This is a genomic window from Nonomuraea sp. NPDC052265 (genome assembly GCF_044547985.1).
Taxonomy (GTDB): domain Bacteria; phylum Actinomycetota; class Actinomycetes; order Streptosporangiales; family Streptosporangiaceae; genus Nonomuraea.
The window spans coordinates 1-14,854 of the sequence record NZ_JBIUBJ010000033.1 but is presented as its reverse complement, the minus strand read 5'-3'; the positions used below and the strand labels follow the sequence as shown (position 1 = coordinate 14,854).

General features: G+C 69.4%; 15 protein-coding genes. 7 read left to right on the top strand and 8 right to left on the bottom strand.

What is annotated here, in order from left to right; all coding sequences use genetic code 11:
- Positions 1 to 155: 155 nt before the first annotated feature.
- The 4 genes from ACIHAD_RS45280 to ACIHAD_RS45265 all read right to left on the bottom strand — a co-directional run bounded on the left by ACIHAD_RS45280 (position 156) and on the right by ACIHAD_RS45265 (position 4,604).
- Positions 156 to 893 carry an energy-coupling factor ABC transporter ATP-binding protein gene (locus tag ACIHAD_RS45280; protein WP_397361045.1) on the bottom strand — a complete coding sequence of 246 codons (738 nt, stop codon included), beginning with the start codon at positions 891 to 893 and terminating at the stop codon, positions 156 to 158.
- Positions 887 to 1,642, bottom strand: coding sequence for a cobalt ECF transporter T component CbiQ (gene cbiQ, locus ACIHAD_RS45275; protein ID WP_397361044.1), 756 nt, complete (start codon positions 1,640 to 1,642; stop codon positions 887 to 889). Before cbiQ ends, ACIHAD_RS45280 begins: the two co-directional genes overlap by 7 nt.
- A gap of 23 nt (positions 1,643 to 1,665) precedes the next feature.
- Positions 1,666 to 2,673, bottom strand: a complete 1,008-nt coding sequence (locus tag ACIHAD_RS45270; protein WP_397361043.1) for an energy-coupling factor ABC transporter permease — start codon at positions 2,671 to 2,673, stop codon at positions 1,666 to 1,668.
- Positions 2,674 to 2,747: 74 nt separating this feature from the next.
- Positions 2,748 to 4,604 (bottom strand): glycosyltransferase family 2 protein, encoded by a 1,857-nt coding sequence (locus ACIHAD_RS45265; RefSeq protein ID WP_397361042.1) that lies wholly within the window; start codon positions 4,602 to 4,604, stop codon positions 2,748 to 2,750.
- A 294-nt stretch (positions 4,605 to 4,898) separates the two neighbouring features.
- Here ACIHAD_RS45265 and ACIHAD_RS45260 point away from each other — a divergent pair, with 294 nt between their 5' ends.
- Both ACIHAD_RS45260 and ACIHAD_RS45255 read left to right on the top strand, forming a co-directional pair.
- The gene (locus ACIHAD_RS45260) at positions 4,899 to 5,270 is read left to right on the top strand and encodes a hypothetical protein (protein ID WP_397361041.1); all 372 of its coding nucleotides are present in this window, start codon (positions 4,899 to 4,901) and stop codon (positions 5,268 to 5,270) included.
- 311 nt (positions 5,271 to 5,581) lie between these two features.
- Positions 5,582 to 6,523 carry a D-2-hydroxyacid dehydrogenase family protein gene (locus ACIHAD_RS45255; protein ID WP_397361040.1) on the top strand — a complete coding sequence of 314 codons (942 nt, stop codon included), beginning with the start codon at positions 5,582 to 5,584 and terminating at the stop codon, positions 6,521 to 6,523.
- Positions 6,524 to 6,621: 98 nt separating this feature from the next.
- Here the strand turns inward: ACIHAD_RS45255 and ACIHAD_RS45250 are convergent, their stop codons facing one another.
- Positions 6,622 to 7,191 carry a CGNR zinc finger domain-containing protein gene (locus tag ACIHAD_RS45250; protein WP_397361039.1) on the bottom strand — a complete coding sequence of 190 codons (570 nt, stop codon included), beginning with the start codon at positions 7,189 to 7,191 and terminating at the stop codon, positions 6,622 to 6,624.
- Positions 7,192 to 7,264: 73 nt separating this feature from the next.
- Here ACIHAD_RS45250 and ACIHAD_RS45245 point away from each other — a divergent pair, with 73 nt between their 5' ends.
- Positions 7,265 to 8,014 carry a class I SAM-dependent methyltransferase gene (locus tag ACIHAD_RS45245; RefSeq protein WP_397361038.1) on the top strand — a complete coding sequence of 250 codons (750 nt, stop codon included), beginning with the start codon at positions 7,265 to 7,267 and terminating at the stop codon, positions 8,012 to 8,014.
- 54 nt (positions 8,015 to 8,068) lie between these two features.
- On the top strand, positions 8,069 to 8,839 hold the full coding sequence (locus tag ACIHAD_RS45240) for an arylamine N-acetyltransferase (RefSeq protein WP_397361037.1): 771 nt from the start codon (positions 8,069 to 8,071) through the stop codon (positions 8,837 to 8,839).
- Positions 8,840 to 9,000: 161 nt separating this feature from the next.
- Here ACIHAD_RS45240 and ACIHAD_RS45235 read toward each other — a convergent pair whose 3' ends face one another.
- Positions 9,001 to 9,879 (bottom strand): hypothetical protein, encoded by an 879-nt coding sequence (locus tag ACIHAD_RS45235; protein ID WP_397361036.1) that lies wholly within the window; start codon positions 9,877 to 9,879, stop codon positions 9,001 to 9,003.
- Between the two features lie 19 nt (positions 9,880 to 9,898).
- Between ACIHAD_RS45235 and ACIHAD_RS45230 the strand changes: the two genes are divergently transcribed.
- Positions 9,899 to 10,615 (top strand): methyltransferase domain-containing protein, encoded by a 717-nt coding sequence (locus ACIHAD_RS45230; protein ID WP_397361035.1) that lies wholly within the window; start codon positions 9,899 to 9,901, stop codon positions 10,613 to 10,615.
- Positions 10,616 to 10,617: 2 nt separating this feature from the next.
- On the opposite strand, the gene ACIHAD_RS45225 is transcribed toward ACIHAD_RS45230, so the two are convergent.
- The gene (locus ACIHAD_RS45225) at positions 10,618 to 10,884 is read right to left on the bottom strand and encodes a hypothetical protein (RefSeq protein WP_397361034.1); all 267 of its coding nucleotides are present in this window, start codon (positions 10,882 to 10,884) and stop codon (positions 10,618 to 10,620) included.
- A gap of 102 nt (positions 10,885 to 10,986) precedes the next feature.
- On the opposite strand from ACIHAD_RS45225, the gene ACIHAD_RS45220 reads away from it, so the two are divergent.
- Together ACIHAD_RS45220 and ACIHAD_RS45215 are read left to right on the top strand one after the other, a co-directional pair.
- Entirely contained in the window at positions 10,987 to 11,802 is an 816-nt protein-coding gene (locus tag ACIHAD_RS45220) for a hypothetical protein (RefSeq protein ID WP_397361033.1), read from the top strand.
- A 357-nt stretch (positions 11,803 to 12,159) separates the two neighbouring features.
- Entirely contained in the window at positions 12,160 to 12,789 is a 630-nt protein-coding gene (locus tag ACIHAD_RS45215; RefSeq protein WP_397361032.1) for a GAP family protein, read from the top strand.
- An 80-nt stretch (positions 12,790 to 12,869) separates the two neighbouring features.
- On the opposite strand, the gene ACIHAD_RS45210 is transcribed toward ACIHAD_RS45215, so the two are convergent.
- Positions 12,870 to 14,033 carry an AI-2E family transporter gene (locus tag ACIHAD_RS45210; RefSeq protein ID WP_397361031.1) on the bottom strand — a complete coding sequence of 388 codons (1,164 nt, stop codon included), beginning with the start codon at positions 14,031 to 14,033 and terminating at the stop codon, positions 12,870 to 12,872.
- Between the last annotated feature and the right edge of the window lie 821 nt (positions 14,034 to 14,854).

Sequence of the window (14,854 nt, the reverse complement as noted above, 5' to 3'; positions counted from 1 at the left end):
GAGCCACTGTACTTCGACATCCCCGGATAGCGGGCATGCACAAACGACGAAGAGCCGGATGCATAGGACTGACCGGACCAATCAGGCGCCAGACGTCGTGCTGAGGGTTCTTACCCAGAAGCCCGTCCGGCCCGCGACCTGGGCGCCAGGTTGCCTCACCCGGCGGGGACGGCGAAGCCGTACGGGAGTTCCAGGCGGTGGGCGGCCAGCAGCTCGGTGTCGGCCAGCAGCTCGCGTGTCGGGCCGTCGGCGGCGATCACGCCCCCCGACAGGATCAGCGAGCGCTCGCACAGCTCCAGCGCGTACGGCAGGTCATGGGTGACCATGAGCACCGTCACGTCCAGCGACCGCAGGATCTCGGCCAGCTCCCTGCGCGCGGCCGGGTCGAGGTTGGAGGAGGGCTCGTCGAGCACCAGGATCTCCGGCCGCATCGCCAGCACCGTGGCCACCGCCACCCTGCGCCGCTGCCCGAACGACAGGTGGTGCGGCGGCCGGTCGGCGGCCTCCAGCATGCCGACCCGGTCGAGCGCGTCGTGGACCACCCGGTCGAGCTCCGCGCCCTGGAGGCCGGCGTTGGCCGGGCCGAAGGCGACATCGTCCTTGACCGTGGGCATGAAGAGCTGGTCGTCGGGGTCCTGGAAGACCAGGCCGACGCGCTGCCTGATCTGCTTGAGCGTGTCCCCGCGCACCGGGACGCCGCCCACGGCCACGCTGCCGTGCCCGGCGGCGAGGATGCCGTTGAGGTGCATGACGAGGGTCGTCTTGCCGGCGCCGTTGGGGCCGAGCAGCGCCACCCGCTCGCCGCGGCCGATCGCCAGGTTCACGCCGAACAGCGCCTGGGTGCCGTCGGGGTAGGCGTAGGCCAGGTCGCTGACCTCCAGAGAGTTCACCATGAGAGCCCCAGAACCGCGAGTGCCATGACGGGCAGGGCGAGCGCGGCCCCCCACTGCCCGACGGATGCTGAAATATCTTGAATTATCGGCATCCGTCCGGAGTAGCCGCGGCTCAGCATCGCCAGATGCACCCGCTCACCCCGCTCGTACGAACGGATGAACAGCGCCCCGGCCGAGCGCGCGATCACCGGGATCTGCCGGAAGTTGCGCGCCTCGAACCCGCGCGACTCGCGCGCCACCCGCATGCGCCGCATCTCCTCAAGGATCACGTCCATGTACCTGAGCATGAACATGGCGATCTGCACCAGCAGGCTCGGCAGCCGCAGCCGCTGGGCACCGACGAGGATGACCCGCGGCTCGGTGGTGGCCGCGAGCAGGATCGAGGCGATCACGCCGAGCGTGGCCTTGACCAGGATGTTCCAGGCCGCCCACAACCCCTGCACGCTCAGCGAGACCCCCAGCACCGTCGTACGCTCGCCCATCCCGATCACCGGGATCAGGAACGCGAACAGCACGAACGGCAGCTCGATCACCATCCGCCGCAGCACGTGCCCGAACGGCACCCGCGCGGCCAGCGCGACGCCCCCGAGCAGCGCCGCGTAGACCGCGAAGGCCCAGAAGCGCTCCCGCGGCGTGGCCACCACGACCACGGCGAACGCGAAGACGGCGAGCAGCTTGCACTGCGGCGGCAGCCGGTGGACGGGGGAGTCACCCGGCAGGTAGAGATCGTGCCGATGCCCCGCGCCCACCGTCACTCACCGTCTCTCACAGATCAGACCCCCACGTTCGTACGGCTCCGCGCGGCGAACGCCACGCCACCGGCGATGAGCAGCACGAGCCCGACGCCGACGATCCCGGCCACGCCGACCGGGATGCCGCCCACCTCACCGTAGTCGGCCAGGGCCCACGACCCGAACGCGTGGTCGGCCGCCTGGCCGCTGAAGCCCTTGTTCTCGGCCACGGCCTCCAGCCCGTCGGGGGCGGAGGCGGCGAAGAAGGAGACCACGCCGGCCAGCACCAGGGTCAGCCCGATCCCGCCCAGCAGGAACGGCTTGAGCGCGCCCGGCCTGGCCTCCGGGGCCTGCTCGCCCACGGTCGTGGTCGTGCCCTCGGCGCCCTTGAGCACCAGCGGCTTGGCCAGCCCGCGGGCGCCGTACACCAGGTCGGGCCGTACGGCCAGCACGGCGGCGACGGTGGTGGCGGTGATCAGGGCCTCGCCGATGCCGATCAGCACGTGCACGCCGCCCATGGCCGCGGCCACGGCCGACACCTCGATGGGCGCGGTCCCGCCGATCCAGAACAGCGCCGAGAACACCAGCGCCGAGGCCGGCACCGAGATCAGCGCCCCCAGGAACGCCCCGAGCGGCACCCCGCCCCTGCCCCTGACCAGCCCGGTGACCAGCCGGAAGACGCCCCAGCCGACCAGCACGGTGACGATGCCCATGATCGTGATGTTGACGCCCAGCGCGGTCAGTCCGCCGTCGGCGAAGAACACGGCCTGCACCAGGAGCACCACGGCCATGCAGAGCACCCCTGTATAGGGCCCCACGAGTATCGCCGCCAGCGCGCCGCCCAGCAGGTGGCCGCTGGTGCCCGCCGCGACGGGGAAGTTCAGCATCTGGACCGCGAAGATGAAGGCCGCCACGAGCCCCGCCATGGGGGCGGTCCGGTCGTCCAGCTCGCGACGGGCGCCCCGCAGGCAGACCGCTACCCCGGCGGCCGCCACCGCTCCGGCGGAGACGGATGTAGCTGCGTTGAAGAAGCCATCGGGTACGTGCACGGCAACGCCTCCAGAAGGACGAACAAATCCTCCTCACTTTAGAGCATTGCCTTGCACCTGCACATAGGTGGCAATTACTGCAGGATCCTCCTGAGGATCGTTCGCGGCGTCAGCCGGTGCACGACCGTGCTCAGCCGCCCCTTCCCCGAGGTCGCGTACGGCCGCACGCTGCGCAGCAATGCCGCGCCCCACCACCTGCGCGGCCCGGCGACCGTCGCGGCGTCGGTCTCGACCCTGAACAGCGCGGGTGGCCCGCCCAGGTCGAGCTCCAGGTAGGCGTCCCAGGTGCCGGGCGGCAGCCGGCCCACCGCCGGCCTGGCCGCGAACGCGCCCCCGGGCAGCGCCGTCACCCGTTCGGCGCGCTCGCGGCCGGTACGCCGCTCCCGCCAGACGATCTGCCTGATCGCCGAGCACTCGGGGGCCGTCCCGGCCACGCTGACCTCGCCGTGCACGACGAGCCGGTGGCCCAGCCCCCACCTGGTCCTGTGCAGCCGGGCCGTGCCGGGCACGGCGACGACGTGCCCTCCGACGTCGATGCTCAGGTTGCCGTTGTCCCTGGTGAAGTACGGCAGCGTCACCACGCCGTCGATCAGGTGGGGCGGCGGCCGGGTGACGCCGTTGTCGCGGTCGGCGCCCAGCCTGCCGTGGCGCACCACCCCCTCCAGCTCGACCGCCACCCGCAGGTCCCAGACGCCGGAGGCGAGCGCGGCGGCGTCGACCCGGGCGGTGAACTCCGCGCCCTGCCGCTCGGCCGGGACGACCAGCTCGCCGTGCGGGTCGTCGCGGGAACGCAGCACCAGCGCCACGCCGTCGTCCTGGCTGATGCCCTCCAGCCCGGCCGTGCCGGACACCACCAGGTGGTCGCCCTCCCAGCGCAGCCCGGTCAGCCGCCGCCGTACGGTGGCGCTCTCGATCCGGGCCAGCCGCACCAGGCGGTCGACGTCGCCGAGCGCGGCCACCCGCTGCTTGTCGATGGTGTTGAGCCGGGCGTGCACGCCGGGGGTGAACCACTCGTCGCACAGCGCCGCGACCTCCTGCGCGATCTCCTTTCGGCGCACGTCGTCGCTCTCCAGGAACACCGCGCCGAGCTGGGTGAAGGCGTCGAGCCTGAAGTGCCGGCGCAGCAGGTGGTCGCGCAGCGGGCCCGGCTCGACGTGCCGGGCCATGAGCCGGATGGGCCGCCGGATCATGGACAGCCAGGCGATCGGGTCCCTGCTGTCCGGGCGCTGCATGATGCTGCTGCCGTCGGACCTGGAGACCAGGTGGTAGCAGTCGTAGTCGGCGACCACCGAGATCACGCCGGCGTGGCAGTAGGCGTGCACGGTGAACATGATGTCCTCGCCGACCAGCATGTCCTCGGCGAAGCGGATGCCGTGCCGCTCGACCATCTCCCGCCTGAACAGCTTGAAGCAGCTCAGGCTGTTGTAGACGTTGCTGTCGGCGAGGGTCAGGCGCTCGGCGTTCTGCTGGAACATCGAGGCGGGGGCCCGCCTGCCGTGGCCCACGATCTTGCCGAGCACGATGTCGGAGCCGTTCCTGTCGGCCATGGCGACCATGCGTTCCAGCGCCTCGGGGCCGAGGTGGTCGTCGGCGTCGCAGAAGAAGACGTACCGGCCGGTGGCGTGGGCGAGGCCGACGTTGCGCGGCCGGCCCGCGCCGCCCGAGCCCTCGATGTGCACGACCTTGACGCTGGACTGGTGGTAGGTGGCGTAGAGGTCGAGGAGCTCGGCGCCGCCGTCGGTCGAGCCGTCGTCGACGACGATGATCTCCTTCTTCACCCGCTGCACGAGCGCCGAGGTGAGACACCTGTCCAGATAGGGACGACAGTTGTGCACCGGGATGACGACGCTGACGTCGACCGTCTCGTCGTTGTTCCCCGCCGCCGACATCGCCACCACTGCCGTCACCTCAGAGTCACGTTGCGCCGCCATGTCGTTTCAGTATGTGACGAACGCCCGCCGCCGCGGGGGCCGATCGGCCGTCTTCGAGGCACCCATTTGCCGACCCTGGCGATTCGTTGCACTCCCCGGAAAAGGCCCCAGACATAGCTCCAATCAGCACATTCAGCAGGGACCGAATGAGTTTCAGGGGAAAATCCTCGACCTGCCAGAGGAAGAAAACTCTCCGCCGGGAGCGCAGACCTCTACTTCCCGGCCCCGCACGTCATCCTCGTACGGGGTACACACGTCTACAGTTAGGCAACCTTGACCGGGGAGGTGGCGGGAATGGCATCGAATCTTCGCTGGCATCGGGCGGGCGGCACGACCATGAGCAAGTCCGAGTTCGCTCGTTCCTCAGCGCGGCTGACGGAGCTCTTCCAGTGCTCGGCGATGCTGCGACGTACGCGGATGCGGGCCGAGGAGATCGTCGACGAGGCCCGCTCGCTGCTGGCCGAGGCGGAGGCCGAGGAGTCCGCCGACCCCGACCGCATCGAACGGCTGCGCGACCAACTGGAACAGGCGCGGGCTTCCTACTCCAAGGTGCTGACCGCATATGTCACGCTATGCCGCAGGATCAACGAGGAGCGGCAGGAGATTCTGGCGATGCAGATGGACATGGAGTTGAACCGCGATTCCGGCCTGCCTGGAGTGGCCTGATGATTTGTCCGGGACATTTCCCGGAACCCGCGCCGGAATGACTCCACCGCCTCCCCGGTCCGCGCCTCCCCTGAACGTTTCAGATAGATGTGAACCTATGTGACACCTGAGACGTCATTTGTTCAGGGAGGCCCACCATGCGCGTCCTTGACGGTCTGGCGACGCCGGACCTGGAGGAGCTCAACCTGGAGCTGATCCTGGTCGCGGCGCTGCACGAAGAGGCGGAAAGGCTAGCCGCCGAATGAACGGGCTCCAGCTCCCCGGCCCCGCCGGGGAGCTGGAGCAGGGGCCGCCGCGTAGGATCTCTGATCATGCTGCGCTGCGCCATCCTCGACGACTACCAGGGTGTGGCCCTCGGGCTGGCCGACTGGTCGCGCGTCCGGGCCAACAGCTTCCGGGCCCACTTCACCAGCCGGGACGAGCTGGTCGCGGCTCTGGCCGACGTCGAGATCGTGGTCATCATGCGGGAGCGCACGCCGTTCACCGCGGAGGTGTTCGAGCGGCTGCCCCGGCTGCGCCTGCTGATCACCACGGGCATGCGCAACGCCTCCGTCGATCTCGACGCCGCCCGCGCCCGCGGCGTCACGGTGTGCGGCACGGGCAGCGCCTCCACCCCGCCGGCCGAGCTGACCTGGGCGCTCATCCTCGGCCTGGCCCGCCACCTGGTGCCCGAGGCCACGGCGATGCGCTCCGACGGCCCGTGGCAGAACACCGTCGGCATGGATCTGCACGGCAGCACGCTCGGGCTGCTCGGCCTCGGCAAGATCGGGGCGCAGATGGCCCGCATCGGGCAGGCGTTCGGCATGGACGTCATCGCCTGGAGCCAGAACCTGACCGCGGCGCGCGCCGGCGAGCTGGGCGTGCGGGCGGTGGCCAAGCAGGAGCTGTTCGCCGAGTCGGACGTCGTCTCCGTGCATCTGGTGCTGAGCGAGCGCACCCGCGGGCTGGTCGGCGAGCGTGAGCTGTCGTTGATGCGGCCCAGCGCCTACCTGGTCAACACCTCGCGGGCGGCCATCGTCGACCAGGCCGCCCTGGCGTCGGCGCTGCGCGAGGGGCTGATCGCGGGGGCCGGGCTGGACGTGTTCGAGACCGAGCCCCTGCCCGCCGGGCACGAGCTGCGCAAACTGCCCAACGTGCTGGCCACCCCCCATCTGGGGTACGTCACCGGCGGCAACTACGAGACCTACTTCCGCGACGCCGTGCAGGACATCGACGCGTTCCTGGACGGCACGCCGATCCGCGTCCTGGGCTGACCGGCCCGCGTCGGCCCGCTCGGCCCGCGTCCTGGGCTGACCGGCCCGCGTCGTGGGCCGACCCGGTTCACTCCGTCCGCATCGAGCGACGAGCCGGTTCACTCCGTCCGCGTCCTGGCGCGGAAGGCCGCGGTCTTGACGCGGTTCTGGCAGGCCGTGGAGCAGAAGCGGCGGGTGCCGTTGCGGGAGACGTCCACGTAGACGCGGTCGCAGTGGGGGGCGGTGCAGACCCCGAGGCGGTCGCCGAACTCGCTGCCGAGCACGATCGCGAGCCCGGTCGCGCAGCTCGCGGCCCAGTCGCCCGCCGGCGAGCCGCCGGGGCCATGGAAGTGCAGGTGCCACGGCTCGCCGTCGTGGCGTTCGAGCATCGGCCTGGCCCTGCTCTCCTCCAGCAGCGCGTTGGTGGCCAGGGCGGCGGTGTCGACGTCGCCGGCCGCCACCGCGCGGAACACCTCACGCAGCCGGGCCGCGACCTCGGCCAGCTCGGCGGCGTCGGCCGCGCCGACCTCGCGTTGGCCTGGATAGACGCTGTCCAGCGCTCCTGAGGCCGCCGCGACGAGGTCGCCGGGGAGGGGGAACTCACGTCCCCGCTGCTCGCCCGGGGTCAGCCCGTTGACCAGCGCCACCGCGACCCGGACGATCGCATCCGTGTGACTGTTGTAATCCACTTGACCGGTTACACCTTCGCGTTCTAAGTTGTGACTGCTCAAATCTTAGACGACGGTCACATGGGAGATGGTTGTGCTCACTCACGAAGTCGCGCTGGAATGGATCGAGCGTTGGGACCGCCAGCAGGAGGGCTACCTGCCCGACCGGGAGGCGCGCTTCACCGCGCTGATCGACGCGGTCGAGGCGCTGGGACGTCCCGATCCTCTCGTCATCGACCTGGGGTGCGGGCCGGGCTCGCTGTCCGCCCGGCTGCTCGAACGCCTTCCCGGGGCCACCGTGATCGCCGTCGACGCCGACCCGCTGCTGCTGGGGCTCGGCCGCGCCGCCTACCCGGGGCTGCGGTTCGTCTCGGCCGACCTGCGCACCGGTGGGTGGAGCGACGCGCTCGGCCTCGACCGTCCCGCCGACGCCGCCGTCAGCACCACCGCGCTCCACTGGATCTCGCCGGAGGAGCTCCAGGAGACGTACGCCGAGCTGGCCGGCGTCCTGCGCCCCGGCGGGGTCCTGCTCAACGGCGACCACATGGACTCGTCCTCCCCCACCCTGGCCCGGCTGGAGCACGCGGTGCACCAGCGCGAGACCGACCGGGTCTTCGGCGACCGCCTCCCCGAGGACTGGCGCTCCTGGTGGGACGCCGTCGCCGCCGACCCCGCCTTCGCCGGCCTCAACGAGGAGCGCACCACGGCCGGCGCCTCCCATCACGGCTCCGAGTCCCACCTGGTCGAGCACCACGTCAGCGCGCTGACCAAGGCCGGGTTCGGCGAGATCGGCACGTTGTGGCAGCGGGGTGACAACCGCCTGCTGTGCGCCGTGCGGAGCTGAGCACCGACGCCATCCGGCGGGCACGGGCAGGCGGGACGTGGTTTCCTGTACGTCATGGACGAGTCGCAAGTCACCCGCTACTTGGACAGATTCGGAGCGTCCCGGCCGGTGCCACCGGACGTCCACGGCCTGCGAGCCCTCCAGTTCGCGCATCTGAGGGCGGTGCCGTTCGAGAACCTGAGCATCCACCTCGGCGAGCCCGTCTCCCTCGCCCCGGACGCCCTGTTCGACAAGCTGGTCACCCGCCGCCGCGGCGGTTTCTGTTACGAGCAGAACGGCCTGTTCGCCGCGCTGCTCACGGCGCTCGGCTACCGGGTGACCCTGCTCGCGGCGCGGGTGTTCGGGGGCGGCCGGCCGGGGCCGCTGTTCGACCACCTCGCGCTCCGCGTCGACCTCGACGAGCCGTGGCTGGTGGACGTCGGCTTCGGCGACTTCGCCGACGAGCCGCTGCGGTTGGACGAGCGTGGCGAGCAGAAGGATTCGGCCGGGGTGTTCCGGATCGTCCCCGCTCCCGGGGAGCACGGCGATCTCGACGTGTCGCACAACGGTGAGCCCGCCTACCGGCTCACCGCGCGGCCGTACGAGCTGGCCGACTTCGTACCGACCTGCTGGTGGCAGGCGACCTCGCCGGACTCGCACTTCACCAGGTCGCCGGTCTGCTCCATCCGCACGGCGGAGGGGCGTACCACGATCAGCGGGCGCAAGCTGATCGTCACCCGGCAGGGCGAACGCGCCGAACGCATCCTGAACGAGAACGAACTGCTTCCGGCGTACGGCGAGCACTTCGGCGTGACGCTGAACCGGGCGCCGGCGGCGGGCGCCTGACCTTTTCCCGGACTTACGCCGACCCTTCCGGATTTGCATGGGCCCTTCCGGATTTGCGCCGGCCCTTCCGGACTCACGCGGGCCCTCCGGACCCTTCGGGCCCCCTCCGTACTCTTTCGGGCTCTTTTGGGCGCTTCCTTCAGGGTGTCACCGCTGTGCCGTCAGTGCCGGTTCAACCCGCGCAACACCGGCAACCCGGCCTCGGAGTCGAGCACGAGCCGGTCCCCGAGCGGCCGGGCGAGCGTGACGGTGGTCGTGGCCATCTTGAGAATGTCCAGACATACCTGGGCAGTCCTGGCATTTCTCTTGTCCACGTCGACCACCACCACCTGGTCCGTCTCGTAGACCCGTGCCCCGTGCACGGTCTCGCAGGCGCCGTACCCGTACCGAAGCAGCAGTTTCTTCGGCTCGCCCGCGACGAGATCGTACGCCGGCACCTCCTCGAACTTCCCCGGCACCCGCTCAGGACGCGCGGTCACAGCCGAGGGGTCGACCGCCACGTGCACCTTCGCCTTCTCGACCCCCGCTACGGTGAACACCCACGCGGGGACCCGGACCGTCCCCCGACTGGTCTCCACCGGCACCCGGCCCAGCCGGGCACCGATCACCCGAAGCGGACGGCAGCCCTTGGCCGGGCACTCGTCCTCGGTGAGAGGCGCCGGCCTGCCGAACTCCGCGTACGCCGTGGCCGCCGACACGAGCGGCACACGCGAGACCTTCCCGTCCGGCCATCGCACGTCCGCGCCGGGCGGGGTGTCCGTGGGCAGCTCGACGTCCAGCTTCCACACGCCGTTGTGCGCGCTCCTGTTCACCCAGGCCGGAACGTCGCCCACCCGCGCCCAGCCCTGCGGATTCAGCACCTCCAACGCCACGAACCCGCCGCGCCAGGCACGATCGTCCGCCGACCCCTGCCACCGCGCAGCCACCTCCCGGGCCCGATCCTCGAACGCCCCCGCATCGCCGCCGCCCGCACCGCAGGAAGCCACCAGCATCCACGCGACGAGCACCGTCAGTACGAACCCTCCCCGCCCCACGCTCACCCCTCTACGGTGATCGACCATGGCCGACTACATCTCCCCCGCCTTCTACGATCTGTTCGCAGTGAACAGCCACATACCGGACGTCCGCAAGAAGCTGCCGCCGCTCCTGACCGGAGTTCGCCGAAGCATCCTGGAAATCGGCGCCGGGACCGGCCTGATCACCACATCCCTGGCCGAATGGACACCGGCCGAGATCTTCGCGCTGGAACCCTCAGCCGCGATGCGCACCGTACTGCTCTCCCGGCTGGCCGAACGACCGGACCTGCTCGAACGGGTCACCGTACTCCCCCACGACGCCCTGAGCCTCGACCTCGCCCTCGACCTCGCCGAACCCGTCGAAGCCATGGTGATGATCAACGTGATGTACGCCCTGGAACCCGGCTACCGCAAGCGCCTGTGGCCCGTCCTGGCCGGCCGGTCGGAGCCCGGCGGTCTCCTGATCCTCACCTGGCGCGACGGCGGCCCGCCGCAGCCCCGCCCCATGCGGCACCTCACCTCCCGCCAGGTGGGCCGCCACACGTACACGGTCTCGTCCGAGATCGCGGACTCGGACGACGAAGGCGCCGAGTGCCGCTACCTCTACCGCATCACCCAGGGCGACAAAGTGCTCAGCGAAGAAGAACTCGTGGGCCGCGCCTACCGGCCCACCCGGGAAACCCTCCGGGAAGAGCTCGTGAGCGCGGGCTACGTCCAGACCGACGCCCCCGACGGCCTCCTGGCCTGGCGACGCTCCTGACATCAGTCGTCGCTCCAGACGTACCACGGTCCGTCGTACCGGCGATAGGAGCCCGGCGCGTCGATATCCGGCACACCATTCGGACTCCACGCAAATCCATAGCTCCCGAAGAATCCCGCGTCCTCGACCATGAACCCGAACCCTTCGCGGGATCCTTCCAGATACTTGACGGGATAAAGCCCGATCCATCCCTGCTTCCCCGGCGACGCCGCCTCTGACACCGTCTGCGCAAAGTGATCGAGACTGCCACGCGACAACTCGAACCGCACCCATTACCAGTCGCCACAGGATCGTTACGGGATATCGCTTATCTCCCCAACACCACCCTCTTACTCTTTCCTCTGCTATATCCTGCCAAATCAAGGACGTTGATGAAGCTCTTCTTCGCGGGCCTCGCGACCACGGCCGCAGTCGTGTGCGCGGCCGCCGTACCCGCTCAGGCCGCATCCCTGGCAACCGCGCAGGCCGCCCCGGCGGACCCGGTGAAAGCCCTGAAAGCCCAACTACTTCCGGGCAAGGGCGTGAAGATCACCGAATTAAGCAGCATCACCCTCGATTTCACCGTCAACGACCAGGCCATGCAGGTGAAGGTGAACACCCGTACCAGCGGCATCCTGGCTTTCGGCAAGGGCGACGTGGCCGCCGCCGACCTCCGCGTCCGCATGACCTCCCGCCCGGAGAACTCACGTCCGCCCTACCGGGTCATCGCCGAAGGCAGAAACGCCTACGTGACCAACCCCGGCATCGCCAAGGCGCTGCCCGCCGGTCGTTCCTGGATCGGCTCGAAGACCGGCGAACGCGAGAACGCCATCCTCGGTACGGGCACCACGCCGGCGGACCTGAAGTTCATGCTGGCCAACTCCTCCGAAGTGGCGCCCGGCGAATACCAGGGCACCTCCACCCTCGCCGCGTACCGGCACAACAAGGCCACCGGCGACGTCGAGTTCCACCTGTACTTCGACAAGAACAACCTGCTCACCCGCACAGTCGTCGACAGCACCTCCACCTCGGACGGCGACTCCTACGACCAGATGGCCTTCCACACCGACACCACGTACTCGGGCTGGGGCATCAAGGCGAAGATCACCGCACCGGCGGCCGCCGAGGTCATCAGCGAGAAGAAGCTGAACGCGAAGACCCGCAAGGCCGTCATCAAGGCCGGCTACCCGGACTCCGGCCCCTTCTGACAAGAGGCCCTCTCCCAGGACGCGAAGCCGCACCAAAGGGACGTCGGCCGACAACACAATGCCCTGGTCACCGCCGTGACGACCAGGGCTCCCGTTGCCCCAGGAAAACCTGGCCCTCCGGCGGCACTTGTGATCGAATCCCCATGCCTCAGTCGGCGCAGTCCCCGAACTCCCACTCACCGATCCGCCCGGGCCGCTCCGCGAGAGCCGACGGCCTAACCGCCCTCCGCCCTGCCGTCACCCCCGAAGCAGGCAGATCGATCTATGACTCACTGACCCTCACATTGGAGGATCCAGAGGGACTTACGGGTAGCCATGCCATACACCGGCGCCACCGTCACGCCGAGGAAGGTGCCAATGGACCTACAGGTGCTGCCGCTAGCCGTCACCATGATGGCGGGCCCCCAGATCATGGCCTCGATCCTCCTCGTCACGCACAGGAACGCGGTACGCGTGTCGCTGGCCTACCTGGCGGGCGTCGTGATCGCCACGATCGTGGGGGTGACACTGGCCCGCCTCCTCGCAGCCCTGGTCGCTGGCAGCATCTCACTGGGCGACCCCACCGACACCGGGTCGGCCGGCGTGATCATTCAGCTCGTCCTCGTCGGCCTGTTGATACTCGTGGCCATCAGGAACTACCTGAAACGCGACACCTCCGAAGCACCCGCCTGGCTCGGCACCCTCCTCGAAGCCGGCCCTGGCCGGGCCTTCGTCACCGGACTGCTCCTCATCCTGCTGATGCCCACCGACCTGATGGCGATGCTCACCGTCGGCGTGAACCTGGATCAGAACAAGTCCCCGCTTGGCGCGGCGATCCCGTTCGTGCTCGCCACGCTGCTGCTGGCCGCGCTGCCGCTGCTGAGCTACCTGCTCTTCCGACGGCGGGCCACGGAGGTCATGCCCCAGATCAGGGACTGGATGAGCTCCCACGGCTGGCTGATCAACATCTTCGTGTGCGTGCTCTTCGTCGTCCTCATCGTGACGTGAGACCGCCGGACGGATCCGCCCTGTTCCACACAGGCAAGAGAGCGACGGCGCGACCAGACCGGCACACGGGCCGGTGAACATCAGCCGCTCTCCTTGCGTGGCCTCCCGTCCTCGTCGTCGCCTCCCCCGCGATCCGCAGCGGTACGAGGTCCCGCCGGGGGCCGCTTGGCGGGCGGCCCGGCGCCACCGAGTTCCCCCACCTGCAGTTCCTGACGGGTGACGAACGTGTCCACCAGCGAGAGCAGCATGGCCACCACCGGAATCGCCAGCAGCGCACCCATCGCGCCGTACAGCGATGCGCCCATTGTCACCGCCACGAAGGAGACCCCGGGATGGATGTCCACCGACCGGGCACTGATTCTCGGCTCCAGCGTCAGGTTCTCCACCTGCTGGTACAGCACCCCCCAGCCGAGCACCGCCAACCCGCGCCAGGGCTGGGACGACGCCAGCCCCACCACCACGGGCAGGGCGATGGAGATGTAGGTGCCGATGGTGGGCACGAACTGGGCGACGACACCGGTCCAGACCGCGAGAGCCAGCCAGGACGGCATGCCGATCGCCAGGAACACCACTGCCGACATGGTGCTGCTGATCGCGGCCAGAGTGAGCCGGGCCGACACGTATCCGCCCGTCTTCACCAGCGACTCGTCCCACACGCTGATGAAGACCTGCCGGATCCGGCCGGGCAGGAGCTGCGCGATCCACAGCCGCAGCCGCGGCCCGTCGGCCGAGATGTAGAAGGTCAACAGCAGCAGGCTGAACGCGCCGAACACCGTCCCCGTCACCGTGCCCAGCAGCCCGAGCACACCGCCGAGCACACCTTGGGCGTACTTGGCCGTTTGTTGCGGGGTCAGATCGATGGAGGCGAGGACATCGCTGGCCTGATAGTTCGTACCGAGCCGAGCGTTGAACCAGTCGACGACGCCGCCGATCACACCGGGCAGCGCACGCAGCAACGCCGCGATCTGCTCCAGGAACAGGTTGCCGAACAGGACAAGGAAGATCACGGCGGCCAGCACGAATGCCGTGATCACCAGAAGCGCCGCCGTGCCCCGCTTCCGACGTCTGGACAGTCGACGTACGGCCGGCTCCATCGCCAGTGAGAGGAACCACGACATCACCAACGTGCCGATCAGGTTGCCCGCATCGGCCAACACGAACCGGATGAAGAGCACCACGGCGACAAGTGCCGCCACCGCGAGCCCCACCCGCCAGACGTTCGCGGGCGAGAGCAGCACCTGCACCGGACGCACCCCATCACGCGGCTCCGTCGGCTTCCCCACAGCCCTCCCCCGGATCACGCCCGCGACGCACGTGCGTACGGCACCAACCCCCCGAACGAAACCGGACGACTACGCGCGTTCACGTCCGTCGGAGCATCAAGCCCAGCACGACGTACCGTGCAGATATCGCTCCCCCAAGAGCCTGACCTGCTGTTATTGGCCACCCCCAGGCCACCTCAAACAGGACCTGCCACCATGACGACCGAGTCATGGTTCAACCCTCAACCCACCGACACCGACACCGACCACTCCACCCCAGCACAATGACGCCATCCCCAGAACCTGCGCACAGCCGTGACACCCCACCCCAGCCCCTCGCTCCGTACGCCACCGCAATCACCCATAGGGCCTTTGCTATCGCGCCCCGAGCTCAGATGACGAGACGAACAAAGACGATCACGCTGCGGCGCTCACCCTGCAGAAGCTCTCACAAAACTGGGTGCCGACAATCCTCACAGACGGGCCGTTTCAGAAATCTCAGAGGACGCACCCCATCTGGCTAGCCTCCTGGCACTACGGGCACACATGCCCCAACCTGCTTACCAACCGGACCGCACCAGGCGCACCGGAACATGTTCCAGCAGCTGCTCGACCACTCGCCCACCGCACAACCCCCACGAACCTCGCCGGGGTCGCCCAGATTGCCGCCTACAAGACGGCCCTCCGGCAAACTCACGGGCCGGGCCGTCCTGTGTTCCGCGTAATTCAGCGTCCTAGAGTCACGAATCTGGGGTCTGACCTGTGCGGACATGGGTGAGGGCGCCTGAGAGGCGTTTCTCTAG

Coding starts and splice junctions, on each gene's coding strand:
- ACIHAD_RS45240 (WP_397361037.1), top strand. CDS start 8,069: ATGGACGAGTCGCAAGTCACCCGCTACTTGGACAGATTCGGAGCGTCC.
- ACIHAD_RS45255 (WP_397361040.1), top strand. CDS start 5,582: ATGCTGCGCTGCGCCATCCTCGACGACTACCAGGGTGTGGCCCTCGGG.
- ACIHAD_RS45280 (WP_397361045.1), bottom strand. CDS start 893: ATGGTGAACTCTCTGGAGGTCAGCGACCTGGCCTACGCCTACCCCGAC.
- ACIHAD_RS45230 (WP_397361035.1), top strand. CDS start 9,899: ATGGCCGACTACATCTCCCCCGCCTTCTACGATCTGTTCGCAGTGAAC.
- ACIHAD_RS45215 (WP_397361032.1), top strand. CDS start 12,160: ATGGACCTACAGGTGCTGCCGCTAGCCGTCACCATGATGGCGGGCCCC.
- ACIHAD_RS45265 (WP_397361042.1), bottom strand. CDS start 4,604: ATGGCGGCGCAACGTGACTCTGAGGTGACGGCAGTGGTGGCGATGTCG.
- ACIHAD_RS45220 (WP_397361033.1), top strand. CDS start 10,987: ATGAAGCTCTTCTTCGCGGGCCTCGCGACCACGGCCGCAGTCGTGTGC.
- ACIHAD_RS45260 (WP_397361041.1), top strand. CDS start 4,899: ATGGCATCGAATCTTCGCTGGCATCGGGCGGGCGGCACGACCATGAGC.